Consider the following 25,879-nt stretch of genomic DNA (forward strand, 5'->3'; position numbering starts at 1 on the left):
TGCGCAAGTATCTGACAGGCATCTGGGCGTGCATGCGTGGGGATGAGCCATTTGATACGGCCAAGCTTTTCAGCTCTGAACACCTCAGAAAAGCTTGACCATCAACAGAGTATCTACATCTGTTTCGATATCGAGGCATGCGCCAAGGGGCCGCGTGCGCAGGCAACATGAACACTGGCCCGAAACAAACGTAGGAGCGAGCGCAGCTCGCGAAGCGCCGCGCGGGCGGCGCTCGATCTCACAGGCGCCAAACACCCCAAACCGTACCTACCGCCCCGGCACCAATGTCAACCGCTGGCTACCGTAAGCCCGGGCAAAATTCTGCGGCTGCAACGGCAAGCTCATGAAGCGCCCCTTGAACCAGGCATCCAGCCCGTCGCTGTAATGCCCGCTGGCCGGGTTGCCCGATTGGCCGGAGCTGGTCAGCACCTGCAGCGGCTCGGCCTGGCCGAAATCGACGATCATCCGCGCCGAGGCCGGCAGGCGGGTGTCGAAGTCGCTGCCCCAGGCATACGGGGTCAGGGCCAGGGTGGTGAAGTCGCCACCGGCGGCCATCGGCGAATGGCTCAGTGCATCGCCCAGGCCGTGGTAGGCCGGTGCCGGCCAGCGGTACTGGTGCAGCTTGCCCCACTGCCAGGCGCGCATGTCACCGCCCAACTGCGCGGTGCCGGCATCCACGGCGGCAGCCAGGCTGCGGGCGAGGATGGCGGGCTTGTCTTCCTTCTGCGGCGTGGTGCGGTCATCCCAGAACGGGCTGTCCTCGCGGCCGAGCAGGTGGTCGGCCTGGGCCGAGTACGACAACCGGGCATTGCTGACGAAGGCCTGCCAGGCCGGGCTGGACTCGGGGCCCAGTTCGTCAAGGAAGGTCTGTTTGGCAAAGGCCTGGAGGAACAGCTCGTACAGCGCCGCATCCGCCGACACCGGGCTCAGGCGGCCATCGAAAGCCTTGAGCCGGGCCAGGGCGTCACGCGCCTTGTCGCGCTGTCCGGCGGGCAGCGCATCGATGGCCTGCTTGAGCGGCTGGGCCATGCCCGGGGCGTCGAACATTTGCTTGAGCTTGCCGGCCAGCAGGGTCACCTGGTCATTTTGAAGGGCCATCAGGCTGCGGCTGTCGTGGCGGCCGTTGCCGGCCAGCTGGCCCAGGCGTTCGGCACGCTCGGGGTAGTACCAGGTGTTGGACAGCTGCATGCCATAACCGCGTGGCAGGCTGCGCTGGTTGGCGTGGCCGATCCAGCCCGAGGGCGGGTCCTGGTCGTAGGGGTGCAGCATCGCATCGGCGAAACCGTCCCAGTCATAGCGCCCGTCCCAGCCCGGCGAGGGCAGCAGGCCCTGGCCTTCGCGGCGGTTGGGGTAGCGGCCGCTGACCTGCCAGCCGATGTGCTCGGGTTCGGCGAACACGAAGTTCAACGCGGCGGCGCCGATTTCGCGGGTGGTGTCGAAGGCCCGCTCCACGTTCTGCGCACGGGTCAGGTCGAACAGGGCGTCCAGGCTGCGGTCACCCTTGAGTTGCGGCAGGTTCAGGGCCAGGCCAAGGCTGGGGTTGCCGGGCTGGGGCAGCAACGTGCCATGGCGGGTGTCGTACATCACCTCGCGCAGGGGGCGCTGGCCGCGCACGAAGAAGGTTTCGCTGCGCGCGCGCGCCGCTTGCCACTTGCCATCGGCCAGGTAGCTGACTTGGCTGCCGCTGTGGCGCAGTTGTTCCAGGTACAGGTCCTGGTTGTCGGCCATCACCGCGCTGCTGCTCCAGGCCAGCTTGCCGTTGTAGCCGGCCAGCACGATGGGCAGGCCCGGCAACGACAGGCCGGCAACCTGATACTTGCCGGTGTGGATCTGCACCGGGCTCAGGGCCCAGGCGGCGCGGCTGTCGCTGGCCAGCAGGCTTTTGCCGCTGCGGCTGCGCTGTGGGCCCAGGGCCAGGTTGGCCGAGCCTGGGCTGCCGAGCAGGTCCAGGTCGGCAAGCTTCTGGCTGGCGGCGGCCAGGGCGGCCAGGCCCGGCAGTTGGCTGTTCAGATTCAGGCCCTTGAGCTTTTCAGCTTCGCCTTCGGCCAGCGGCTCGTCCGGTGCGCCGGGCAGCAGCCAGGCGAGTTTGTCGCTGCCGGCTTTCTGCGCCAGGGTCAGGGCGCTGAGTTCTTCCTGCAGGTTTACCGACTGGCTGAAGGCATACAGGCTGAAGATCAGCGCCGAGTCCTCGGGCTTCCAGTATTCCGGGCGGTAGCCACTGCTGGCGAGGTCGGCGGGCAGTTTGTCGCGGTAGCGGAACAGGTAGGCGTTGACCCCACGGGCATACACCTCGAAGAAGCGCTTGAGCCGCGGCGAGGCGTCGGCGTACTGCTGGGCGGCGGTTTGCTTGAGGTTGGCGGCGCGCATCAGCCGGTCGATGTCCAGCGCTTCGCTGCCGGCCAGCTCCGCCAGGCGGCCCTGGGCGAGCAGGCGCATGGCGAGCATCTGCTCGATGCGATCGCCCGCATGCACGTAGCCGAGGCTGAACAGGGCGTCGTGGAAGCTGCTGCTTTCGATCAGCGGCGCACCCATGGCATTGCGCCGCACCGACACGTTCTGCGCCAGGCCCTTGAGCGGCTGCACGCCGGTGGTCGGCGGCACGCTGTCCTGGTAACCGCCCATCTGGCAGCCGGCGAGCCCGAGCATGCCGAGCAACGTGGCGGCGGCGGTGGCGAACCGCGGGCGGAAGGGAGGAAGGACGGGGGCGGCCATGACAGGGGCTCCTGCGAGATGTGGCGGGGTTGGAAGGCGGTAAAGGTAGCATGCCGGTGTGGGGGGCGGCGTGCTTGGCGTGAGGGTTGTGTGAGGCGCAAATCGAACGCCGCCTGCGCGGCGTATCGCAGGCAAGTCGGGTCGCCGCACCGTTGCTCCTACAGCGAAACAGATGTAGGAGCGAGCGCAGCTCGCGATGCGCCGCACGCGCGGCGCTCGATCTCCCAGGCGCTACAGGGCGCCCTCAGGCGCCGTGGCACTTCTTGAATTTCTTCTCGCTGCCGCACGGGCATGGGTCGTTGCGGCCAACGTCCTTCAGGGCGTTGCGCACCGGCTCCTGGTGGCCGTGGTTGCAGTGCGGGCCGTGTACATGGCCGTGGTCGTGATCGTGGTGGTGATCGTGACCGTGGTTGCAGTCAGGGCCATGAACATGGGGTTGTTGGGTCATTGCAGGGTTACTCCGGTATGAAATCGCCGGGGATTATCTCACCACTGCGCGACAAGTGCAGGTCCCGATGGATGAGCAGCCCGGTTTCCAGCTCGCCCTGCAGCCGGTACTGCAGCGGTTGCCCACTCTTGAGCAGCTTGGCCAGTGGCTTGAGGTGCTGCCACAGGTTGGTCCGCGCGGTGACCTTGAAGGTGCGCCGGGCATGCCCGCCGACACTGCGCCAGACGCTGACCTCGTCCTCGGCCAGGCGCAGGTCGTTGAGCCACAGGGTGTAGTTCAGGCTGCGGATGAACAGGCGGCTGTCGTTGGGGTTGTCGATGCGCAGGTGCAGCACGAACTCTTGTTGCAGCAGGCGCGCCTTGACCGTTTCGATTTCTACCAGGTGCACCTGGGGCTCGCGCCAGTTGTCGCTGCCCCAGCTCGCGCAGCCCGCCAGCAGTGCCAGCAGGGCGCTGAGCAGGAGCAGGCGGGGGGCGCTTGGCATGTTCAGTTACCGACGTAGCTGGCGCAGCATTTCTTGAACTTCTGCCCGCTGGCGCAGGGGCACGGGTCGTTGCGGCCGGCCTTGAGCCCTACGGTGGGGTCGATGAAGTACCAGCGCTGGCCGTGCTGGACGAACGCCGAGCGCTCGCGGTGCTGGTGGTCGCCCTCCTGGTCGTGCCAGCGTGCGGTGAAGGTGACGAACGCATGTTCGGGCTGGCCGCCCAGCACCTCGGCGCCTTCCACTTCAAGGCCGAGCCAAGTGCTCTGCGCGCTCCAGGCCGCCATGGCGGCGCGGTCCAGGCCTTGCTGCTGGGCGGGCAGGGTGGTGACCACCAGGTAGTCGACCAGGCCCAATACATAGGCGCTGTAGCGCGAGCGCATCAGCGTTTGCGCGTCTGGCGCCGGGGTGCCGGCGTGGTAGTGCCCGCAGCAGGCGTCGAGCAGGTTGCCGCTGCCACAAGGGCAGACCGAGACACTCATCATCACCACCAATACTTGCCAAAGTTTTCAGGGTTGGCCCAGAACCTGGCGTTGAGCCAGTCCGGGACTTGCTTGTAGTCATGTAGATCATAGGTGAACAGGCTCAACACCTGCTCGTCGCGGCGGAATTTCTCGCTGGCCGACAGGGCCAGGGCGAAGAAGTCGGTGTCCTGCCAGCCGCTGGCCGCCAAGTCGGCCAGCACCGCGACACGGCTGGCATTGAGGTTGCGGATGCCACCGAGCAATTCAAGGCCGCTGCGCTTGGGCAGGTGCTCCAGGCAGTCGACCAGCAACGCCAGGTCGAAGCGCTGGGCCGCCAACGCTGGCGGCAGCGGCCCTGGCTCGCAGGTTTCGAGGGTGGCCTGGGGGTGCGCCTGGGCAAAGGCCTCCAGGGCGGGAAAACGGGTGCCTACCAGCAACAGGCGTTGCGGGGCGAAGCGGTCGAGCAGGGCCGCCAGGGCCTGCTGCGGGGTGCGTTGGGAAAAACCGTCGGTCATTGCCAGTCCTCGTTCAGGTCTTCCAAGACTAGCGGGCCGGCGCGCGCGGGCAAAGGGGCACGTGGCCCCGTCATGGCTTATCGCTGGCAGGGATGGATGGCGCGGTCTTTACTCCCTCAGATCGGCCTTATGCCGATTCCCCCTAGGAGACGCAACGAAATGAGCATAGTTCGCACAGCAATCCCCCTGGTACTGCTCACCAGCGTGTTGACTGGATGTGCAGGTTTGCAAAAAACCGACTGGCCGAAGTGTGCGGCCGTCGGGGGCGTCGGCGGCGCCGCATTGGGTGCCATCGAGAGCTCCAGCTGGGCCGGCTGGGGTGCGCTGCTGGGCGGTGGCCTGGCAGCGGGCTACTGCTGGGCCCATGGCGATGGCGACGACGACGGCGACGGCGTGTTGAACAGCCGCGACAAGTGCCCGGGCACGCCGCACGGGGTGAAAGTCGATGCCACCGGCTGCCCGCTGCCACCCCCACCACCGGTGGTGGAGGAAGTGGTGGTGCAGAAGGAGGAAGTGATCGTCATCCGTGACGTGCACTTCGAGTTCAACTCCGCCCGCCTGACCGGCACCGACAAGCAGCGCCTGAGCACCGTGGCCACGCGCCTGAAACAGGAAGCGCCCAGCGCGCGCCTGACGGTCACTGGCCACACCGACAGCGTCGGCTCCGACCACTACAATCAGAAACTGTCCGAGCGCCGCGCCCATTCGGTCACCGACTACCTGATCGAGAGCGGCGTGCCGCGTGCCAGCTTCGTTTCGGTGGTAGGTGCCGGGGAAACCCAGCCAGTGGCCGACAACGCCACGGCCGAGGGGCGCGCCATGAACCGTCGCACAGAGATCAAGATTCAGCGCTGACGATGTGCGCTCGCGCCTTGAGAAGTGGCGCGGGCGCGTCTTTACTCCAGCGAGCCGTTCATGGCCGCGGACAAAGGAGCATTCATGATGAGTGTGATGTCGAAGGCAGCGTTGCCGTTGCTGGTGGCAGCTAGCCTGCTTACAGGTTGCGCCACCCACAGCGATGGCAGTGCGCCGCTTAATCAAAGGACCTGGCCCCTCTGCAGCCTGATCGGCGGCGTGGTCGGTGGTGGCCTTGGCGCCATCGAGAGTTCCAGCTGGGCTGCAGGCGGCGGTGCCCTCGGCGTGATCGCCGGTGGCCTGATCTGCTATGCCCACGACGGTGACGAGGATGGCGACGGCGTGTTCGACCGCCGCGACCGCTGCCCCGACACCCCCGCCAACACCCCGGTCGACCACATGGGTTGCCCGTTGCCCAACTACCCGCCGTCCCAACCTGCCCCCGAACCTGAAGCCAAGGCCGAGGTCATCAGCCTCGACGACCAGGGCCAGGTGATGTTCGCCTTCAACTCCGCCGACCTCAGCATGGCCGCCCAGCAGCGCCTGCAAAGCCTGTTGCCGCGCCTCAATGGGCTGGGCGTGAACAAGATCAAGGTGGTGGGCCACACCGACAGCGTAGGCTCCGATGCCTACAACCAGAAACTCTCCGAACGCCGCGCCGCCAGCGTCGCCGAGTACCTGATCAGCCAGGGCCTGGCGCCGCAGAAGGTGACCAGCGAAGGCCATGGCGAGAGCGAACCGGTGGCCGACAACGACACCGAGGAAGGCCGGGCCCACAACCGACGGGTGGACCTGCACCTGAACTGACCTGCGCTGGCGTGTTCTGCGCCATGCAGGTACTGTTGGCGCGCGGCCCACAGGCGTGGGCCGCGTGGTCACAACAATAAAGCAGTAGGGGCGGGGTTATGAAGGTGATCCTGGGCCTGGGCAAGGTCCTGACTGTGGCTTTCTGGGGCGTGGCGCTGTTCAACCTGCTGATGCCACAGCCGTTGCCGTTCAACCTGTTGCTCAATGCCATCGGCGCCTTCCTGCTCGGCCTGCACCTGCTCGAAGTGCTGTTTTTCAATGGCAGCCTGCGTGGGCGCAGCCACCGCTGGTTCGACCGTTTGCAGATCTTGCTCACGGGTATCTTTCATGTCATGTCCATTCCGCGTCCGCAGGAGGCGCCCCGCCGTGCGTAAATTGATGTTGATGGCGGCATTGGCCGCACCGATGGCCCAGGCCCAGAGCCTGGAGGTGGCCAGCCATTCCATGCTGCGCCTGCCCAACAAGTCGGCCAGCGTGCACCTGGAGCAACTGCGCGTGGCCGATTCAGCCACCTTGCTGTTGCCGGCTTCGCTCGCTGAATTGAAGATCGACCACCTGGAACTGGGCCGGGACGCGCGTATCGCCATTGCCCCTTCGGACACGCCGCTGCGTATCGAGGCGCGCGCTGCCACATTGGCCGAGGGCAGTGAGTTCAGCGCCCCGGGCGCCCCTGGCAGCTATGAGCGCCCGGCACGCTCGGGCCGCAGCCTGGACCTTCGGTTCGTTGAAGTGGAGGCCGAGCGCCTGGCCATCGACGTCCGCGGTGGTGCGGGTGCGCCTGGCTATGTGGGCCTCGACGGTGCCAACGGCCAGGCCGGGGGCTGCACCTGGGGCCAGGCCAGCCGTGGCGCCAATGGTGATGACGGTGGCAATGGCCACGATGGTGCGCCCGGTGGGCGGATTCGCCTGAGCGTGCCGCAAGGTTTCCCGCAGGAGCGCATTGCTGTGCGCCTGGATGGCGGGGCGCCGGGCAAGGCCGGGGCTGCGGGCAAGGCCGGTAAGGGTGGGGCGAGCAAGGGGTGCCTGGTTTATCGTACCGATGCCGGGGCCAATGGCAGGCCGGGGCAGGCGGGGCAACCGGGGCTGGCAGGGGCCGAGGGGGAGTTGATTCTGCAGCGCTTGTGAGTTCCTGGCTTTGGAGGTGTGGGGGCTGTGAGATCGAGCGCCGCCCGCGCGGCGCTTCGCGAGCTGCGCTCGCTCCTACGTTTGTTTCGGGCCAATGTTTATGGCCGCCCTTTACACCACCAACCGCGAACTGGCCACCGCCACCACCGCCAACCCCAGCAGCAAATTCACCCCCACCATCCGTCGGATCCGCCCCAGCACCGCCGCACCCGTCGGCCAATCCTCGGCCTGCACCGCCGCCTTCAGCTCCGGCAGCAACAACGCCTGGATGCGCATGAACAGGGCAAACATGGCGATCCCGCCGCCGATCATCACATGCACGTACTTGGGCGCTGTCTCGAAGCCGCTGAAGCGCAGGTGCAACATGCCGATACCACTTATCGCCAGAATCGCCACCGCCAGCCAGACCCAGACGAAAAAGCGTCGGAAAACTTCCACCCACAGGCGCAGGCGGGCAGGCCCTTCAAGGGCTGCAACCGTTGCCGGGCGCAGCACCAGCCAGGCGAAGAACATGCCGCCGACCCAAACCAGGGCGGCAACAACATGCAGTGTGTAGGGCAGGGCAAAGGCAAGCATCCGGATCTCCATGCGGCACAAAGGGCAATAGCGGGGTATGATAGCCGCCCCATGCGAAACACTGAAAATATATCCAGCCCTCCGGGCGCCTGCAGACCATGATCAGCAACGAACTCAAAGCCACCATCCAGGGCGCCTATTCGCGTTTTCTCGAAGCCAAGAGCCTCAAGCCACGCTATGGCCAGCGCCTGATGATCGCCGAAGTGGCCAAGGTGCTGGGCGACATCGCCTGCGACGACGAAGGCCGCCGTGCCGGTGAGCCTGCCGTGGTGGCGGTGGAGGCGGGCACCGGTACCGGCAAGACGGTCGCCTACAGCCTGGCCGCCATTCCGGCCGCCAAGGCGGCTGGCAAGCGCCTGGTGATCGCCACCGCGACCGTGGCCCTGCAGGAACAGATCGTGTTCAAGGACCTGCCCGACCTGATGCGCAACAGCGGCCTGAACTTCAGCTTCGCCCTGGCCAAGGGGCGTGGCCGCTACCTGTGCCTGTCCAAGCTCGACATCCTGCTGCAGGAAGGCCATGCCCAGTCGGCCACCGCCCAGCTGTTCGAGGAAGAAGGCTTCCGTATCGAAGTCGACGAGCGCAGCCAGAAGCTGTTCAACAGCATGATCGAGAAGCTGGCCGGCAACCGCTGGGACGGTGACCGAGACAGCTGGTCCGAGGCCATCGAGGACCAGGACTGGGCGCGCCTGACCACCGACCACAGCCAGTGCACCGGCCGCCACTGCCCGAACTTCCAGCAGTGCGTGTTCTACAAGGCCCGCGAAGGCATGGGCAAGGTCGACGTGATCGTCACCAACCACGACATGGTCCTGGCCGACCTGGCCCTGGGCGGCGGCGCGGTGCTGCCCGACCCGCGCGACACGGTGTACGTGTTCGACGAAGGCCACCACCTGCCGGACAAGGCCATCGGCCACTTCGCCCACTATTCGCGCCTGCGCTCCACCGCCGACTGGCTGGAGCAGACGGCCAAGAACCTGACCAAGCTGCTGGCCCAGCACCCGCTGCCGGGCGACCTGGGCAAGTACATCGAGCAGGTGCCGGAGCTGGCGCGGGAAGTGCGTACCCAGCAGCAGTTCATGTTCACCCTGTGCGAACAGATTGCAGATTTTCGCCCCACCGAGGACACCGAAGGCCGCGAACGCCCGCGCTACCGCTTCGAAGGCGGCGTGGTGCCCGAGCAGATCCGCGAGGTGGGCATCGAGCTGAAAAAGGGCTTCGCCCGCCTCAACGACCTGTTCACCCGCCTGGCCGACCTGCTCAAGGAAGGCATGGACGGCGAGGTCAATATCGGCATCGCCAGCCACCAGGCCGAAGAGTGGTACCCGCTGTTCGGCAGCCTGGTCACCCGTGCCCAGGGCAACTGGGAGCTGTGGACCGCCTTCACCGCCGAAGACCCGCAAGACAGCCCGCCCATGGCGCGCTGGCTGACCCTGGCCGAAAGCGGCGCGCTGTTCGACATCGAGGTCAATGCCAGCCCCATCCTCGCCGCCGAAATGCTGCGCCGCAGCCTGTGGAGCGTGGCCCATGGCGCCCTGGTCACCTCGGCAACGCTCACCGCATTGGGCAAGTTCGACCGCTTCCGCATGCGCTCGGGTTTACCGCGTGATGCCGTTACCTGCGTGGTGCCAAGCCCGTTCGTGCACGGCGACGCCGGCTTGCTGCGGGTGCCCGACCTCAAGGCCGACCCCCGCGATGCGGCGGCGCACACGGCCGCGATCATCCGCGAGCTGCCGAACATCGTCGAGGACGCCCGCGGCGCGTTGGTGCTGTTCTCCTCGCGCAAGCAGATGCAGGATGTGTTCGATGGCCTGGACCGGGATTGGCGCAAGCTGGTGCTGATCCAGGGCAACCTGTCCAAGCAGGAAACGCTGAACAAGCACAAGGCGCGCGTCGATGACGGCCAGCACAGCGTACTGTTCGGCCTGGCCAGCTTTGCCGAGGGTGTCGACCTGCCGGGTGCCTATTGCGAGCACGTGGTCATCGCCAAGATTCCCTTCTCGGTTCCCGACGACCCGGTCGAGGCGGCGTTGGCGGAATGGATCGAGGCCCGTGGCGGCAACCCGTTCATGGAAATTGCCGTGCCCGACGCTTCACTGAAGCTGATCCAGGCCTGTGGCCGGCTGCTGCGTACCGAACAGGACCGCGGCGTCATCACCTTGCTGGACCGGCGCCTGGTCACACAGCGCTACGGCAAGGCTATCCTCAATGCGCTGCCGCCATTTCGGCGGGAGATTTCCTGACGGCCGGAGCATGATGCGCCGGCCCGTTGTCCACTACTCAGTCGCGGGCTCATGAGGGTCCGGAAGGAGAACTCCAGCCCTATGATCCGCCGCACCCTGCCCGCCGTAATCACCCTGTTGTTCTGCTCGCCACTGCTGGCCGGGCAACAGACGCTGTTCAGTTTCGTGCGCCCGGCATCGGTGGTTGCAGTGGCCACCGAAGGCACCGGCATGCCCCAGTACAACGCCGAGCAGACAGCCGAGGGCGAGGTGCTGCGGCGGGTGGTGTTCAACCCTGTGGAACGGCCCACCCTGCGCCTGAGCCCACAGGGCGGGGCGGGGGCGTGGGATTGGTCCGCCGGGCAGTTTCTGACCTTGCGCATGCAAAGTGCCCAGGACTGGGCCTTGACCGTCGACGTCACGGTGCAAGGCAGCGACGGGCGCACCCTCACCAGCCGCATCGACCTGCCGGCCGGCCCTGCGCAAACCGCGATGGTGCCGCTCAAGGCCCGCTCGCCGCAGAGCCAGGGCATGCGGGCTGGCCCACCGATGCCGTGGTCCTACGAGGGGCAGCGGGTGTTGTTGACCAGCAGCGTGGGTGAGGTGGACCTCAAGCAGGTGGCCTCGGTCAGCTTGAGCATTCCCAGCCCGAAAGCCGCGCAGAACCTGTTGATCGAGAAGGTCGGCCTGCAGGATGACGACCAGGCCTACCAGGCCGCCTACCGCGAGCTGATCGACGGCTATGGCCAGTCCACCCGCGGGCACTGGCCTGAAAAAATCGCCAGCGACGAACAACTCAAGGCCGCCGACAACCGCGAACAGCAGCAGCTCAAGGGCTGGCTGGCCGAGCGCCAGAAGTTGCAACTGGACAGCTACGGTGGCGTGGTGGTTGGGCAGCCGTTCGCCGCCAAGGGTTTTTTCCGCACCGAAAAGCGTGACGGGCGCTGGTTCCTGGTCACCCCCGAAGGCCATCCGTTCTTCTCGCTGGGGGTCAACGCCGTGGCTGATGACGGCGGGCGCACCTACATCGAGGGCCGCGAGGCCATGTTCAAGGCCCTGCCAGGCGCAGCCGATGGCCTGTCGGCCTTCTACGGCGGGGGCAACAACGACGACGGCAACACCTCCTCGCAAGGCCGCGGGTTCAAGAAGGGGCGCTGGTTCGACTTCTACGCCGCCAATATCCAGCGTACCTATGGCCAACCTTGCCCGCCCGCCGTGCAAGGCCAGGCCGCAGCGCCGTGCCCGGCACCGGCGCTGGATGCCGAGCGCTGGCAGGCCCACGCCCTGGACCGCCTGCAGGGTTGGGGTTTCAACACCCTGGGCAACTGGAGCGACCCGGCCCTGGCCCAGGCCAAGCGCATGCCCTACACCCTGCCGCTGTCGATCGTCGGCGACTATGCCAGCATCAGCACGGGCATGGACTGGTGGGGGCGCATGCCCGACCCGTTCGACCCGCGTTTCGCCATGGCCACCGAGCGCGCCGTGGCCATCGCGGCGCGCGACCACCGCGACGACCCTTGGCTGATCGGCTATTTCGCCGACAACGAGTTGGCCTGGGCCGCTCCCGGCAACGACCCCAAGGCCCGCTACGGCCTGGCCTATGGCACCCTGCGCCTGACCACCGACGTGCCGGCCAAGCGCGCCTTCCTCAAGCAGCTGCGTGACAAGTACCGCAACCAGGAGGGACTGTCCAAGGCCTGGGGTATCGAGCTGCCGGCCTGGGAATTGATGGAAGACCCGGGCTTCGAGGCGCCGCTGCCTAACCCGGAGCACCCGGAAATCGAACGGGACTATCAATATTTCCAGCAGGTGTTCGCGGAAACCTACTTCAAGACCATTGCCGATGCACTGAAGTGGCATGCGCCCAACCACCTGCTGCTGGGTGGGCGCTATGCCGTGAGCACGCCGGAGGCGGTCAAGGCCTGCGTCGAGTTCTGCGATGTGCTGAGTTTCAACTTCTATACCCTCAAGCCCGAGGACGGTTACGACTTCGCCCGCCTGGCCGAGCTGGACAAGCCGGTGCTGGTGTCCGAATTCCAGTTCGGTTCCCGCGACCGTGGGCCATTCTGGCCGGGGCCGCTGGAGGTGGCGCATGAAGAAGACCGCGGGCCGGCCTATGGCAATTTCCTCAAGGCGGCGATGGCGCAACCGATGATCGTCGGCGCGCACTGGTTCCAGTACCTCGACCAACCGGCCAGCGGGCGCCTGCTCGATGGGGAGAACGGGCACCTGGGCTTGGTGGCGATCACCGATGTGCCGTACCCAGGGTTCGTCGAGGCCGTGCGCAAGGGCAACCTGCAAGCCATTGGTCAGTTGCGCAGCCAACTGGAAAAAAGCAAGCCTTGAGCGCGGCAAGCTCTCTGTGCAAGCGGCCTCACTCGCGAACAGGCCGCAAGATCCCTCCACAGAGGGGGATTTTCAGCGCGACCACACAGCTATAGCCAGTTTGCAAAACCGCCAACTACTGAAACAATGCACGCCTTTGTCAGCCAGGCAGTACGGAGAACAGGCGGGTGCAGATCCAGGGTCACTATGAGCTGAAGTTCGAAGCCGTGCGCGAAGCGTTCGCGGCGTTGTTCGACGATCCCCAGGAGCGTGGCGCGGCGCTGTGCATCCAGGTTGGCGGCGAAACCGTCGTCGACCTCTGGGCCGGCAGCGCCGACAAGGACGGCCAGCAGGCCTGGCACAGCGATACCATCGCCAACCTGTTCTCCTGCACCAAAACCTTCACGGCAGTCACCGCGCTGCAGCTGGTGGGCGAGGGCAAGCTGGCCCTGGATGCCCCGGTGGCGCGCTACTGGCCTGAATTCGAGCAGGCCGGCAAGGGAAGCATCACCCTGCGCCAGTTGCTCAGCCACCGCGCAGGCCTGCCGGCCATTCGCGAGCTGCTGCCCGCCGAAGCCCTGTACGACTGGCAGGCCATGGTTGCTGCGCTGGCCGCCGAAACGCCCTGGTGGGCGCCCGGCACTGAGCATGGCTATGCCGCCATCACCTACGGCTGGCTGATTGGCGAGCTGATCCGCCGCGCCGATGGCCGTGGCCCTGGTGAGTCGATCGTCGCGCGCACCGCGCGGCCGCTGGGGTTGGACTTCCACGTGGGCCTGGCCGATGAGGAATTCTACCGCGTTGCCCATATCGCCCGTGGCAAGGGCAACCCTGGCGATGCCGCCGCCCAGCGCTTGTTGCAGGTGACCATGCGCGAGCCTGAAGCGCTGTCGACCCGCGCCTTCACCAACCCGCCAGCGATCCTTACCAGCACCAACAAGCCGGAATGGCGGCGCATGCAGCAGCCAGCGGCCAATGGCCACGGCAATGCCCGCAGCCTTGCAGGTTTTTACGCCGGCCTGCTCGACGGCAGCCTGCTCGAATCGGAACTGCTCGACGAGCTGACCCGCGAGCACAGCCTTGGCCAAGACCGCACCTTGCTGACCCAGACCCGTTTCGGCCTGGGCTGCATGCTCGACCAGCCTGCTGTCGCCAACGCCACCTTCGGCCTGGGCGCCCGTGCCTTCGGCCACCCAGGTGCCGGCGGTTCGGTGGGGTTCGCCGACCCGGAGCACGACGTGGCCTTCGGCTTCGTGGTCAACACCCTCGGCCCCTACGTGCTGATGGACCCCCGCGCCCAGCAGCTGGTGCGTGTGCTGGGCACTTGCCTTTGATCGGGTAATGCGGGTATTACGCGACCCCTTTGACTATCCTCAATGCCAACGCCAGAAGTGCGTTGGCAAAATATCTTTCTAATTCATGGTGTATCGCTGATGTCTTCACATAAAACCTTAGCTCTTGCCCTTTGCCTGGCCGCCATGACCGGTTGCGCCAGCCATTCCCAGGACGCCTCCGAGGACAGTAGCAGCAGCTGGTGGCCCTTTGGTTCGGACAAAGTGGCCGACCAGGAAGTGAAGGCCGCTGTCACCGAGAACGTGGCCAAGGCCGATGCCAAGTCCGAGAGCGCCAGCCACTGGTGGTGGCCGTTCGGCAGTGATGAGCAGGCGGCCAAGGGGCCGGTCGTACCGAAGATCGACGAGAAGGCCACCCAGGCCTGGCTCGACCAGTACGAGCCCAAGCTGCGTGAAGCCGTCAAGGACAGCAAGCTGGAACTTGAACGCCGCGAAAACGTGCTGGTGGTGATCATTCCGGTCGACAGCTCGTACAACCCAGACCGCCCGAACATGCTGCTGCCGATGACCCTGGCACCGATCACTCGCGTGGCCAAGGCCGTCGAGGGTGACTCGAAAACCGCTGTACTGGTACTCGGCCATGCCGACAGCAGCGGCGTTGCGGCGGCCAACCAGAAACTGAGCCTGGAGCGCGCCGCCTCGGTGTCGGCCATTTTCCGCCTGAGCGGCCTGCAGCGTGACCGCCTGTCGCTCAAGGGCATGGGCTCGGAAATGCCACGTGCCGCCAACGACAGCGCCGAAGGCCGCGCCCTGAACCGCCGTGTGGAAATGCTGCTGACGCCGCAGAACACCATGCTCGCCCTGCTGGCCAAGTACCAGAAGGCTGTGCCTGTGCAAGCCCCGGCCGCAATGGTGGCGGTACAGGATGCCAAGCCCGTCGCCAAGCCCGCTGAAACCAAGAAACCAGCCGCCAAGGCTGCCGCCAAGCCTGTGGCCAAGAAAGCCGCGGCCAAGCCTGCTGCCAAGAAAAAGGCTGCGCCCGCCAAGCCCGCGGCCAAGAAAGCGGCGGCCACCGACAAGAAAGTAGCCGCCAACAGCCCTGCGAAGACCAACTGATCGTCAAGGAAACGCAGCCATGACCCAATCCCTGGCCGATATGCGCCGCGACTACACCCGTGATGGCCTGGCCGAGGCCCAGGCCCCGGGTGAGCCGTTCGCGCTGTTTCACCAGTGGTTCGCCGATGCGGTGAAAACCGAGCAACCTCCGGTGGAGGCCAATGCCCTGACCCTCGCCACCGTCGATGGCGAGGGCCGCCCGCATTGCCGCGTGCTGTTGCTCAAGGGCCTCGATGCACGCGGTTTCACCTTCTTCACCAACTACGACAGCGCCAAGGGCCAGCAACTGCTGGCCAACCCGTTCGCGGCGATGACCTTCTTCTGGCCGGCGCTGGAGCGCCAGGTACGGATCGAGGGGCGGGTGGAGAAAGTCACGGCCCAGGAGTCGGATGACTACTACCAGGTGCGCCCGCTGGGCAGCCGCCTGGGAGCCTGGGCTTCGCCGCAAAGCCGGGTGATTGCCAACCGCGAGGAGCTTGAAGGCCTGGTCAAGGCCACCGAGGCCCGCTTCGCCGATACCCAGCCGCACTGCCCGGAGCATTGGGGCGGCTACCGCCTGGTGCCCGAGCGCATCGAGTTCTGGCAAGGCCGCGCCAGCCGACTGCACGACCGCCTGAACTACCGCCTGGTCGAGGGCCAGTGGGCCCGCGAGCGCCTGGCGCCGTAACCTCCCAAGGGGCTGCCTGGCAGCCCCTTTTTCATGCAAACGCCGCAACTTCTCGCACAACGATGAAGTAATCGGTGGCTATGCTTGGTCTGACGCTGTAATGCCCGTTTACCAGCCCATCGAGGCTGTACAAGGGCTGAATGGAAATAAATATATTGCGTCAGCGCCGTGACAGCGGTCATTGGGCGGCGTCTAATGGACACCTGTTTTCTGGAGATTGTACCCATGCGTAAATCCGCTTTGCTGGTGGCAACTTTCACCGCCATGTCGTTGCTGCTGGGGGGCTGTGCCTCCAGCCTGACCGGCGACAGCTACTCCCGTGATGAAGCCCGTCGCGTGCAGACCGTGCGCATGGGGACCATCGAATCCCTGCGCCCAGTCAAGATCGAAGGCACCAAGACCCCAATCGGCGGTGGTGCTGGCGCTATCGTCGGTGGCGTGGCCGGTAGTGCCGTGGGCGGTGGCCGTGGCAGCCTGGTGGCCGCTGTGATCGGCGCCGTGGCCGGTGGCCTGGCGGGTTCGGCTGCCGAGGAAGGCATCACCCGTACCCAGGGCGTGGAAATTACCGTGCGTGAGGATGACGGCAGCATGCGCGCCTATGTGCAGGCGGTGCAGCAGAATGAAATCTTCCGCGTTGGCGACCGTGTTCGCATCATGACCGTTGACGGTACCAGCCGCGTTTCGCACTGATTGCCGCGGTAAAACAAAACCCCGAACAGGTTTGGCCTGTTCGGGGTTTTTTGTTGGCCTGGGCCAGCTGGGTTTACGCCTGGTAGGAGCGAGCGCAGCTCGCGATGGGGGCGCGCAGCGGCCCCGGGTTTTCAGCTTCGCGGCACAGAATGCCGGGGCTTCTTTGCAGCCCATCGCGAGCTGTGCTCGCTCCTACCGAGCCACGTCGTCAGGGCGGCCTCGTTAAAGGCCGAGCATGTCGCGGGCCACGGCCTCGGCAATGCGAATGCCGTCAACACCGGCCGAGAGAATCCCCCCGGCATATCCTGCGCCTTCACCGGCCGGGAACAGCCCTTTCATGTTCAGGCTCTGGAAGTCCGCGCCACGGGTAATGCGCAGCGGCGACGAGGTGCGTGTTTCGATTCCGGTCAACACCGCGTCATGCAGGTTGTAGCCCTTGATCTGCCGGTCGAACGCCGGCAGCGCCTCGCGGATGGCCTCGATGGCGAAGGCCGGGAGGCTCGGCGCCAGGTCGCCCAGGGTGACCCCCGGCTTGTACGAAGGCTCGACGCTGCCCAGGGCGGTAGAGGGCTTGCCGGCGACGAAGTCGCCCACCAGCTGGGCCGGTGCCTGGTAGTTGCTGCCGCCCATCACGTAGGCATGGGCCTCCAGGCGCTCCTGCAACTCGATACCGGCCAGCGGGCCACCTGGGTAGTCGCGCTCAGGGTCGATACCTACCACGATGCCGGAGTTGGCATTGCGCTCGTTACGCGAATACTGGCTCATGCCGTTGGTCACGACCCGGCCCGGTTCGCTGGTGGCGGCAACCACGGTGCCGCCTGGGCACATGCAGAAGCTGTACACCGAGCGGCCGTTCTTGGCGTGGTACACCAGCTTGTAGTCGGCTGCGCCCAGCTTCGGATGGCCGGCGTACTTGCCCAGGCGTGCCTTGTCGATCAGCGTTTGCGGGTGCTCGATACGGAAGCCGACCGAGAACGGCTTGGCTTCCATGTACACGCCCTTGGCATGCAGCATGCGGAAGGTGTCGCGGGCGCTGTGGCCCAGGGCCAGCACCACATGGCGCGAGTGCAGCTGTTCGCCGCTTTCCAGGACCACGCCGGTCAGTTGGCCGTCTTCGCACAGCAGGTCGGTGACCTTTTCCTGGAAGCGCACTTCGGCGCCCAGGGCGATCATGTCCTGGCGCATCTGCTCGACCATGCCGGTCAGGCGGAAGGTGCCGATGTGCGGCTTGTTGATGTACAGGATCTCGTCCGGCGCACCGGCCTTGACGAACTCTTCCAGGACCTTGCGGCCATGGTGGTTCGGGTCCTTGATCTGGCTGTACAGCTTGCCGTCGGAGAAGGTGCCGGCGCCGCCTTCGCCGAACTGAACGTTGGACTCGGGGTTGAGCACGCTTTTACGCCACAGGCCCCAGGTGTCCTTGGTGCGCTGGCGCACTTCCTTGCCGCGTTCGAGGATGATCGGCTTGAAGCCCATCTGGGCCAGCAGCAGCCCTGCGAAAATGCCGCAGGGGCCAAAGCCCACCACGATCGGGCGCTCCTTGAGCTCGGCAGGGGCTTGGCCTACGAACTTGTAGGTAACGTCCGGGGCCGGGCCGATATTGTGGTCGTCGGCGAACCTTTGCAGCAGTTCGGCTTCGTTGCTGGCGTGCAGGTCGATGGTGTAGATGAACAGCAGTTCGCTGTTCTTCTTGCGCGCATCGTAGCTGCGCTTGAACAGGTTGAAGCTGAGCAGTTGCTCGTCGCGGATGCCCAGGCGCTGAACGATGGCTTCACGCAGCGCTTCGTCGGGATGGTCCAGGGGCAGCTTCAGTTCGGTGATTCGTAGCATGGCAGGGTCCAGTATCCCGGCCATGGGCGGCCGGCGGCTTTACACAAACCGCCAAGTATAAGCTGTTAGCCGCCCGGACTGGCAGGATAAAAGCGCCCGGCGATCAGTTGTCGCGGGCACCGCCGTAGTAGCCGCAGCCCTGCACGGTCTTGCCGTCGATACGCAGTTCGGCGCGCAGGTGGCGCACGGCACCGGTGGTGCTATCGACGCAGCGCTGCGGGGCTACCCACAGTTCCACGTGCTCGCCGTTCGCTTCGCTGGTGAGGGTCAGGCCGCCGCCGGGCACTTCTTCTTCGAGGAACGGCAGGGGCAGCGGTTCCTTGCCGGCCCGGTTGAGGACCATGCCCTTGCCGCTGGCCTTCACGTCCCAGTCCGGCCCATGGCCGTTGGCACGCAGGGTCAGCTGCTTGAAGTTTGGGTCGTCGCAGGCGTGGGTGGACGGCTCCAGGCGGTACAGGCGGCTGAGCTCCAGCTGGCCGTCGTTGTCGGCCTGCTTGGCGCCGGTGAGGCGGCCGCGCACGTCGGCGAACAGCTTGGCATTGGCGTCCTTGGCCAGGCTGGCCGACTCCTGCAGGATGCCGGTGCCGGCGGCGTCATTGATCACGAAGCGGCGTGCTTCGCTGCAGGGCTTGAACAACAGGCGCCCGCCATTGGCGCTCAGCTCGCCCTGCATGCGCGTGGTGCCGATGTTCGGGTCACGGGGTTGCTCGGCCAGCAGTTGGCAGCCGGCGAACAAGGGCAGCAGGGCGCTGAGCAGCAGGGTAGGGGTGAGGCGCATGGGGCGGGCTCCGGGGAATCTTCGGCAAAGAGCTGGCCACGTTACGCAGGCTGGCGGCGGATCTCAAGTTAATGGTTGCCTGTGCGGGCCTCTTCGCGGGGCAAGCCCGCTCCTACAGGCTAAGGTGATCCCTGTAGGAGCGGGCTTGCCCCGCGAAGAGGCCGGCACAGGCAGAAAAAAAGGCCCGAAGGCCTTTTTCCCAATCAACCCCCCAGGTACGCGTCGCGCACCTTCGGGTCGGTCAGCAGCGCTTCGCCGGTGCCCTGCATCACCACCCGGCCGTTCTCCAGCACATAGGCCCGGTCGGCGATCTTCAGCGCCTGGTTGGCGTTCTGCTCCACCAGGAACACCGTCACGCCGTCGCGACGCAGTTGCTCGATGATGTCGAAGATCTGCTGGATGATGATAGGCGCCAGGCCCAGCGACGGCTCGTCGAGCAACAGCAGTTTGGGCTTGCTCATCAGCGCCCGGCCGATGGCCAGCATCTGCTGCTCGCCGCCGGACATGGTGCCGCCGCGCTGGTTGTAGCGCTCCTTGAGCCGTGGGAACAGCTGCAGGACTTTGTCCAGCTGCGCCTGATAGTCGCCTTTGTCGGTGAAGAAACCGCCCATGGCCAGGTTTTCCTCGACGGTCAGGCGGGCGAACACGCGGCGGCCTTCGGGCACGACCGCGATGCTCTTGCGCATGATGTGCGAGGACGGCTGGCCGACCAGCTCTTCACCCAGGTACTTGATGCTGCCGCTGTGCGCCTGGGGCGAGCCGCACAGGGTCATCAGCAAGGTCGACTTGCCGGCACCGTTGGCGCCGATCAGGGTGACGATCTCGCCCTGGTTGATCTCCACGTTGACGCTGTGCAGTGCCTGGATCTTGCCGTAGAAGGTGGAAACGTTCTCGAACTTCAGCATTTACGCTTCCCCCAGGTAAGCTTTGATCACATCAGGGTTGTCGCGAATTTCCTCCGGCGTGCCGTGGGCCAGGGGCGTGCCCTGGTTGATCACGACGATATGGTCGGAAATGCTCATCACCAGCTTCATGTCGTGCTCGATCAGCAGCACGGTGACGTTGTGCGACTCGCGCAGGTAGGCGATCAGCGCCTTGAGGTCTTCGGTTTCCTTCGGGTTCAGGCCAGCGGCCGGCTCATCGAGCATGATGATGCGCGGCTGGGTCATCATGCAGCGGGCGATTTCCAGGCGGCGCTGCTGGCCGTAGGCGAGGGTGCCGGCGGTGCGGTTGGCGAATTCGGTCAGGTTGACCTTCTCCAGCCAATACTGCGCGCGCTCCATGGCCTCCTTCTCGCTGCGGCGGAAGTTCGGGGTTTTGAACAGGCCGGCGAAGAAGTTGGTGTTCAGGTGACGGTGCTGGGCGATCAGCAGGTTTTCCAGCGCGGTCATTTCCTTGAACAGGCGCACGTTCTGGAAGGTCCGCACCACACCCTTGCGGGCGATCTGGTGGCCGGCCAGGCCCTGGATGGGCTGGCCGTCGAGCAGGATGGTGCCGCCGCTGGGCTTGTAGAAGCCGGTGAGGCAGTTGAACACCGTGGTCTTGCCGGCGCCGTTCGGGCCGATCAGCGCCACCACTTGTTTTTCCTTGACGGTCAGGGCCACGCCGTTGACCGCCAACAAGCCGCCGAAGCGCATGCTCAGGCCGCTGACTTGCAGAATTTCACGGCTCATCGATGCAGCTCCATGTGGGGGCGTTGCATAGGCAGCAAGCCTTGCGGGCGCCAGATCATCATCAACACCATCAGCGCACCGAACATCAACATGCGGTATTCGCTGAACTCACGCATCAGCTCCGGCAGCAGGATCATCACGATGGCCGCGAGAATCACGCCCAGTTGTGAGCCCATGCCGCCGAGCACGACGATGGCGAGGATGATCGCCGACTCGATGAAGGTGAACGACTCCGGCGTCACCAGGCCCTGGCGCGCAGCGAAGAAGCTGCCGGCGAAACCGGCGAAGCAGGCACCCAGGGTGAAGGCCGAGAGCTTGATCACGGTGGGGTTCAAGCCCAGTGCGCGGCAGGCGATTTCGTCTTCACGCAGCGCTTCCCAGGCACGACCGATCGGCATGCGCAGCAGGCGGTTGATGACGAACAGTGCCAGCAGCGCCAGCAGCAGGGCCACCAGATAGAGGAAGATGACTTTGTTGATCGAGTTGTATTGCAGCCCGAAGAACTCGTGGAAGGTCTGCATCCCCTCGGCAGCCTTGCGCTCGAAGGTCAGGCCGAAGAACTCAGGCTTGGGGATGTTGCTGATGCCGTTGGGGCCGCCGGTCCAGTCGGTGAGGTTACGCAGGAACAGGCGGATGATCTCGCCGAAGCCGAGGGTCACGATTGCCAGGTAGTCACCGCGCAGGCGCAGCACCGGGAAACCGAGCAGGAAGCCGAAGGTGGCGGCCATCAGGCCGGCGATCGGCAGGCACACCCAGAAGCTCCAGCCCAGGTAGTGCGAGAGCATCGCGTAGCTGTAGGCGCCGACGGCATAGAAACCGACGTAGCCCAGGTCCAGCAGGCCGGCCAGGCCCACCACGATGTTCAGGCCCAGGCCCAGCAACACGTAGATCAGGATCAGCGTGGCGATGTCCACCGCACCGCGCGAGCCGAAGAACGGCCACACCAGGGCAGCGACGATCAGGCCAATGATCACGTAGCGCTGGGTTTTCGGCAGGGTCAGGTAGTTGCTCACCGCCGGCGGGATCAACTTGCGGTCCGAGCGACGGCCCATCACCGCGCTCCACTGCTTGTCGAACAGCACGCGCAGGAACATCAGCACCGAACACACGGCAATGATGCTGAGGGTGAACGACCCTTGGCTGTGCACCGCCAGGCTGATGCCGTCGATGCTCAGTTTCAGGCCCAGTACCGGGAAGGCCACGGCCCAGACCAGCAAGGCGCTGAAGAACGCCTGTTTGAGATTTCTGTTCATACTTTTTCAACCTCCGGGCGGCCGAGGATGCCGGTCGGCCGGAACAGCAGGACAAGAACCAACAAGCCGAATGCCACCACGTCCTTGTACTGGTCGCCGAAGATGTCGGCGCCGAAGGCTTCGGCCACGCCCAGCACCAGCCCGCCGAGCATGGCGCCCGGGATGCTGCCGATGCCGCCCAGTACCGCCGCGGTGAAGGCCTTCAGGCCCACCAGGAAACCGGCGTTGGGGTTGATGACCCCGTACTGCATGCTCAGCAGCACGGCCGCCACGGCTGCCAGCGCGGCACCGATGACGAAGGTCAGGGCGATGATGTTGTTGGTGTTGATGCCCAGCAGGTTGGCCATCTTGATGTCCTCGGCGCAGGCACGGCAGGCGCGCCCCAGGCGGGAACGGGAGATGAACAGGGTCAGGCAGGTCATGGCCACCAGGGTGACCACGAACACCAGGATCTGCATGTAGCTGATCAGGACTTCCTCGGCACCGCCTGGCCCGAAGGAGAAGGCGCCCGGAATCAGGTTGGGGATGGATTTGTCCTTCGAGTCCTGCGACAGCAGCACGGTGTTCTGCAGGAAAATCGACATGCCGATGGCGGAAATCAGCGGGATCAGGCGGTTGCTGTTGCGCAAGGGGCGGTAGGCAACCCGTTCGATGCTGTAGCCGTAGGCACTGGTAACGCAGATCGTCGCGACGAAGGCGACGGTCATCAGGATCGGCAGCGAATGGATACCCATCATGGCCAGGCCCGCCAGGGCGATGAAGGCCACGTAGGAACCGATCATGTACACCTCGCCGTGGGCGAAGTTGATCATGCCGATGATGCCGTACACCATCGTATAGCCGATGGCGATCAAGGCGTAGGTGCTGCCGATGGTCAATCCATTAACCAGTTGTTGGAAGAAATGGTAGATCTCAGGCATTACAGCGCTCCTAAAAACCTGATTTGCATTTCACTGGCCGGGGTACGGCCAGGAAACCGCGGGTGACGGTTTTAAGATTTTCAGGTGGGTCGGCCCCCGGATCGCGGGGATCTGGCCCATGAACCTCGTAAAACAAAGCCCACTGCTCGCACAGTGGGCTTTTTACGGTCAGCTATTAGTCACGCAGTTACTGAGGGGAGACTTCGGTCTTTGGCTTGCCGAAGTGCCATTCGTAGACCACGAACTTGAAGTCTTTCAGGTCGCCTTTCTCGTCGTACGACAGCTCGCCGGTCGGGGTCTTGAACTTGCCGGCGTGGATGGCCGCGGCCACCTTGTCGGTGTCTTCGGACTTGGCCGCTTCGATGCCCTTGGCAATCAGCTCCACGGCGGAGTAGGCCGGGAACACGAACGGGCCGCTTGGGTCCTTGCCGTCAGCCTTGATGGCGTCGACGATGGCCTTGTTCTCAGGGTCGGCGTCGAAGGACTTCGGCAGGGTCACCAGCAGGCCTTCGGAGGCACCTTGGGCGATCTGCGAAATGGAGTCGTTACCCACGCCTTCCGGGCCCATGAACTTGGCTTTCAGGCCTTTTTCCTGGGCTTGGCGCAGGATCAGGCCCAGCTCTGGGTGGTAGCCGCCGTAGTAGACGAAGTCGACGTTGTTCTGCTTGAGCTTCTGGATGATCGAGGAGAAGTCCTTGTCACCGGCGTTCAGGCCTTCGAAGACGGCAACCTTGGTGCCTTTCTTCTCCAGGGTCTGCTTGACCGCGGTGGCGATGCCTTCACCGTATTGCTGCTTGTCGTGCAGCACGGCAACCACTTTCGGTTTGACGTGGTCGGCGATGTAGTTGCCGGCCGCCGGGCCCTGGGCGCTGTCCAGGCCGATGGTGCGGAAGATCAGCTTGTAGCCACGGGCGGTGATTTCCGGCGAGGTGGCCGCCGGGGTGATCATGATCACGCCTTCGTCTTCATAGATGTCGGACGCAGGCTGGGTGGAGCTGGAGCACAGGTGGCCAATGACGAACTTGACGCCGTCGTTGACCACCTTGTTGGCAACGGCCACGGCCTGTTTAGGGTCGCAGGCGTCGTCGTATTCCTTGGCTTCAAGCATTTTGCCATCGACGCCGCCCTTGGCGTTGATGTCCTTGATGGCTTGGTTGGCGCCGATGAACTGCATGTCGCCGTACTGGGTCACTGGGCCGGTCTTCGGGCCTGCGATGCCGATCTTGATGGTATCGGCGGCAAACGAATGGCTGGCTACCCCGGCCAGTACCATTGCAGCGAACAGCTTGGAAATCTTGATCATAGTGCTCCACTCATTCTGTTGTAATTCTTATAGTCCTGGCGGCCAGGGCTACAGACCGGGCGGGATTTGCGGCATGGCCACGCCACGCTGCATGCCCACCTTCCCCCGGAACATGTCCCGGAACTGTACCGGTACAGTGTAGAGCGCTGTTCACGCGCTTGAAAAGCGGGCGAAAAGTGCCAACTTCCAGGGTTGTCGCTTGATCGAAAGAAAGATACAGAAAAGCGCCATCACTTTGCCTGCACTCCTGGCCCCACCCCACGTGTTCGGGGCCAATCGACCAAATTACGTATTTGAAACCGGGTTTTTCTGCAAAAATGCCGACCTTTTTTCATTGGCCGAATGTGCGTACAAACCCATGACTGATCAAACAAGCACCCTCTATGCCAAATTGCTGGGTGAGACGGCGACAATCGAGTGGAAAGCGCTGGAGCGTTTCTGGGCCAAGGGTGACCTGATTTGGGTCGACCCAAGCCTGGACCTGATCGCGGTTGCCGAGGCAATGGCCGAGAATCGCAGCGAGATCTTCGCCAAGTGGCGCAGTGATGGCACCGTCGGGCCAGTGACCACCGAGCAGGCATTGGACCTGCAAAGCCGCGACCCAGAGATCTGGGCCGTGGTGGTTTCGCCGTTCATCGTGATCCAGGCCAAGGCCGCTGAATGACCGCGCTTCATTTTGGTGCGTGAAAACGCACAGGTGCCTCATCCTGGTGCTCGATGGCGTTCAGGCGGGGTGGCGGTCGGTAACAATTTGGCGTGGCGGTAACAGTTTACGGGATGCGTAATGGGGTACCTGTAGGCTTTCAGATCATTGCAACCCTGTGGAGTCGTTGATGAGTACTGCATTACCTTCGCTTGGATTCGCCGGCATCGGCCTGATGGGCCTGCCCATGTGCCGTCGCCTGCTGGCGGCGGGCTACCCGCTGACCGTATGGAACCGCAGCCCGGAAAAATGCTCGGCGCTGGTGGCCGAAGGCGCGAAGCTGGCCACCAGCCCCGCCGAATTGAGCCGTGGCAGCGACATGGTGCTGTTGTGCCTGGCCGACACGGCGGTAGTGCGCGAGGTGGTGTTCGGTGAACAGGGCATTGCCCAGGGCGGGCGCAGCGGCCAGCTGTTGGTCGACCTGTCGAGCCTGGAGGCCACGGCCACCCGTGAAATGGCCGCCGAGCTCGCTGCCCTGTGCGGCATGGCCTGGCTGGATGCCCCGGTTTCCGGGGGCACTGCGGGGGCGCAAGCGGGCAGCCTGGCGATCATGGTCGGGGGCGAGGCCAGCGACTTGCAGCGTGCGCGGCCGGTGCTGCTGAGCCTGGGCCAGCGGGTGACGCACATGGGCGGCGTGGGCGCAGGGCAGGTGACCAAGACCTGCAACCAGATGATCGTTGCCTGTAACGCCCTGGTGATTGCCGAAGTGGTGGCCCTGGCCGAGCAGTCCGGGGTCGACGCCACCTTGATCGCCGAGGCCCTGGCGGGCGGCTTTGCCGACTCCAAGCCGTTGCAGATCCTGGCGCCGCAGATGGCCGAGAACCGTTTCGAACCGGTCAAATGGCACGTGCGCACCCTGCTCAAGGACCTCGATGGCGCGGTCAAGCTGTCCCGCGAGCAAGGCGCGGCTACACCGCTCAGCGGGCTCGCTGCGCAAATGATGCGCCTGCACGGTAGCCAGGGCTATCTGCAAAAAGATCCGGCGACCCTGGTCGAGCTGTATCGCAACAAGGGCTGAGCACGGCTTCCTGGCGGTCGAGCCGGTCGAGGATCGGCCGCAGGTCGGCCAGGGGCACCGGCCGGCTGAGCAGGTAACCCTGCAGGTAGTCGCAGTGGTTGGCTGC

25 protein-coding genes are annotated in these 25,879 nt (G+C 65.1%); 12 read left to right on the top strand and 13 right to left on the bottom strand.

Annotation, left to right across the window (positions count from 1 at the left end):
* Positions 1-267: 267 nt before the first annotated feature.
* The 5 genes from F3J45_RS27755 to F3J45_RS27775 all read right to left on the bottom strand — a co-directional run bounded on the left by F3J45_RS27755 (position 268) and on the right by F3J45_RS27775 (position 4,620).
* Positions 268-2,712 carry a penicillin acylase family protein gene (locus F3J45_RS27755; RefSeq protein WP_167070541.1) on the bottom strand — a complete coding sequence of 815 codons (2,445 nt, stop codon included), beginning with the start codon at positions 2,710-2,712 and terminating at the stop codon, positions 268-270.
* 244 nt (positions 2,713-2,956) lie between these two features.
* Positions 2,957-3,160, bottom strand: coding sequence for an SEC-C metal-binding domain-containing protein (locus tag F3J45_RS27760; protein WP_012313055.1), 204 nt, complete (start codon positions 3,158-3,160; stop codon positions 2,957-2,959).
* A gap of 7 nt (positions 3,161-3,167) precedes the next feature.
* Positions 3,168-3,644 (bottom strand): LEA type 2 family protein, encoded by a 477-nt coding sequence (locus F3J45_RS27765; RefSeq protein ID WP_167070543.1) that lies wholly within the window; start codon positions 3,642-3,644, stop codon positions 3,168-3,170.
* A gap of 2 nt (positions 3,645-3,646) precedes the next feature.
* A complete protein-coding gene (locus F3J45_RS27770) occupies positions 3,647-4,123 on the bottom strand; it encodes a YchJ family protein (protein ID WP_167070545.1) in 477 nt (158 codons plus the stop codon).
* A 2-nt stretch (positions 4,124-4,125) separates the two neighbouring features.
* The gene (locus tag F3J45_RS27775) at positions 4,126-4,620 is read right to left on the bottom strand and encodes a DUF6231 family protein (RefSeq protein WP_167070547.1); all 495 of its coding nucleotides are present in this window, start codon (positions 4,618-4,620) and stop codon (positions 4,126-4,128) included.
* 159 nt (positions 4,621-4,779) lie between these two features.
* Here F3J45_RS27775 and F3J45_RS27780 point away from each other — a divergent pair, with 159 nt between their 5' ends.
* The 4 genes from F3J45_RS27780 (at position 4,780) to F3J45_RS27795 (ending at position 7,407) form a co-directional block, all read left to right on the top strand.
* The gene (locus F3J45_RS27780; protein WP_167070549.1) at positions 4,780-5,475 is read left to right on the top strand and encodes an OmpA family protein; all 696 of its coding nucleotides are present in this window, start codon (positions 4,780-4,782) and stop codon (positions 5,473-5,475) included.
* 525 nt (positions 5,476-6,000) lie between these two features.
* Positions 6,001-6,282: an OmpA family protein gene (locus tag F3J45_RS30645; protein ID WP_370526495.1), complete on the top strand. Its 282-nt coding sequence runs from the start codon at positions 6,001-6,003 to the stop codon at positions 6,280-6,282.
* A gap of 98 nt (positions 6,283-6,380) precedes the next feature.
* Complete coding sequence (locus tag F3J45_RS27790) at positions 6,381-6,656, top strand: DUF1145 domain-containing protein (protein ID WP_167070553.1); 276 nt, start codon at positions 6,381-6,383, stop codon at positions 6,654-6,656.
* Positions 6,649-7,407, top strand: a complete 759-nt coding sequence (locus F3J45_RS27795; RefSeq protein WP_167070555.1) for a collagen-like protein — start codon at positions 6,649-6,651, stop codon at positions 7,405-7,407. Before F3J45_RS27790 ends, F3J45_RS27795 begins: the two co-directional genes overlap by 8 nt.
* Positions 7,408-7,518: 111 nt before the next feature.
* On the opposite strand, the gene F3J45_RS27800 is transcribed toward F3J45_RS27795, so the two are convergent.
* A complete protein-coding gene (locus tag F3J45_RS27800; RefSeq protein ID WP_167070557.1) occupies positions 7,519-7,983 on the bottom strand; it encodes a CopD family protein in 465 nt (154 codons plus the stop codon).
* Positions 7,984-8,081: 98 nt separating this feature from the next.
* On the opposite strand from F3J45_RS27800, the gene dinG reads away from it, so the two are divergent.
* The 6 genes from dinG (at position 8,082) to F3J45_RS27830 (ending at position 16,295) form a co-directional block, all read left to right on the top strand.
* Entirely contained in the window at positions 8,082-10,226 is a 2,145-nt protein-coding gene (gene dinG, locus F3J45_RS27805) for an ATP-dependent DNA helicase DinG (protein WP_167070559.1), read from the top strand.
* Positions 10,227-10,307: 81 nt separating this feature from the next.
* Entirely contained in the window at positions 10,308-12,551 is a 2,244-nt protein-coding gene (locus tag F3J45_RS27810) for a beta-agarase (protein ID WP_167070561.1), read from the top strand.
* 167 nt (positions 12,552-12,718) lie between these two features.
* Positions 12,719-13,864, top strand: coding sequence for a serine hydrolase domain-containing protein (locus tag F3J45_RS27815; RefSeq protein ID WP_167070563.1), 1,146 nt, complete (start codon positions 12,719-12,721; stop codon positions 13,862-13,864).
* Positions 13,865-13,963: 99 nt separating this feature from the next.
* Positions 13,964-14,938: an OmpA family protein gene (locus F3J45_RS27820; RefSeq protein ID WP_167070565.1), complete on the top strand. Its 975-nt coding sequence runs from the start codon at positions 13,964-13,966 to the stop codon at positions 14,936-14,938.
* A gap of 19 nt (positions 14,939-14,957) precedes the next feature.
* Entirely contained in the window at positions 14,958-15,605 is a 648-nt protein-coding gene (gene pdxH, locus F3J45_RS27825; RefSeq protein WP_167070567.1) for a pyridoxamine 5'-phosphate oxidase, read from the top strand.
* A 225-nt stretch (positions 15,606-15,830) separates the two neighbouring features.
* Positions 15,831-16,295: a glycine zipper 2TM domain-containing protein gene (locus F3J45_RS27830; RefSeq protein ID WP_167070569.1), complete on the top strand. Its 465-nt coding sequence runs from the start codon at positions 15,831-15,833 to the stop codon at positions 16,293-16,295.
* 222 nt (positions 16,296-16,517) lie between these two features.
* Here the strand turns inward: F3J45_RS27830 and F3J45_RS27835 are convergent, their stop codons facing one another.
* The 7 genes from F3J45_RS27835 to F3J45_RS27865 form a co-directional block, all read right to left on the bottom strand.
* Entirely contained in the window at positions 16,518-18,125 is a 1,608-nt protein-coding gene (locus F3J45_RS27835; protein ID WP_167070570.1) for an NAD(P)/FAD-dependent oxidoreductase, read from the bottom strand.
* A 103-nt stretch (positions 18,126-18,228) separates the two neighbouring features.
* Positions 18,229-18,903, bottom strand: coding sequence for a COG3650 family protein (locus F3J45_RS27840; protein ID WP_167070571.1), 675 nt, complete (start codon positions 18,901-18,903; stop codon positions 18,229-18,231).
* A 203-nt stretch (positions 18,904-19,106) separates the two neighbouring features.
* Positions 19,107-19,808, bottom strand: coding sequence for an ABC transporter ATP-binding protein (locus F3J45_RS27845; protein WP_054899483.1), 702 nt, complete (start codon positions 19,806-19,808; stop codon positions 19,107-19,109).
* A complete protein-coding gene (gene livG, locus F3J45_RS27850; RefSeq protein WP_008097486.1) occupies positions 19,809-20,576 on the bottom strand; it encodes a high-affinity branched-chain amino acid ABC transporter ATP-binding protein LivG in 768 nt (255 codons plus the stop codon).
* Positions 20,573-21,829, bottom strand: a complete 1,257-nt coding sequence (locus tag F3J45_RS27855; RefSeq protein ID WP_167070572.1) for a high-affinity branched-chain amino acid ABC transporter permease LivM — start codon at positions 21,827-21,829, stop codon at positions 20,573-20,575. The genes livG and F3J45_RS27855 overlap by 4 nt, the downstream gene beginning before the upstream one ends.
* A complete protein-coding gene (gene livH / locus F3J45_RS27860; RefSeq protein ID WP_167070573.1) occupies positions 21,826-22,749 on the bottom strand; it encodes a high-affinity branched-chain amino acid ABC transporter permease LivH in 924 nt (307 codons plus the stop codon). Before livH ends, F3J45_RS27855 begins: the two co-directional genes overlap by 4 nt.
* 187 nt (positions 22,750-22,936) lie before the next feature.
* Complete coding sequence (locus F3J45_RS27865) at positions 22,937-24,049, bottom strand: branched-chain amino acid ABC transporter substrate-binding protein (RefSeq protein WP_370526496.1); 1,113 nt, start codon at positions 24,047-24,049, stop codon at positions 22,937-22,939.
* 361 nt (positions 24,050-24,410) lie between these two features.
* Here F3J45_RS27865 and F3J45_RS27870 point away from each other — a divergent pair, with 361 nt between their 5' ends.
* Both F3J45_RS27870 and F3J45_RS27875 read left to right on the top strand, forming a co-directional pair.
* A complete protein-coding gene (locus F3J45_RS27870; RefSeq protein WP_167070575.1) occupies positions 24,411-24,716 on the top strand; it encodes a DUF2288 domain-containing protein in 306 nt (101 codons plus the stop codon).
* A gap of 169 nt (positions 24,717-24,885) precedes the next feature.
* On the top strand, positions 24,886-25,773 hold the full coding sequence (locus F3J45_RS27875; RefSeq protein WP_167070576.1) for an NAD(P)-dependent oxidoreductase: 888 nt from the start codon (positions 24,886-24,888) through the stop codon (positions 25,771-25,773).
* The last annotated feature ends 106 nt before the right edge of the window (positions 25,774-25,879 follow it).

The sequence above is a fragment of the Pantoea sp. Ap-967 genome (assembly GCF_011752565.1).
Taxonomy (GTDB): Bacteria; Pseudomonadota; Gammaproteobacteria; order Pseudomonadales; family Pseudomonadaceae; genus Aquipseudomonas.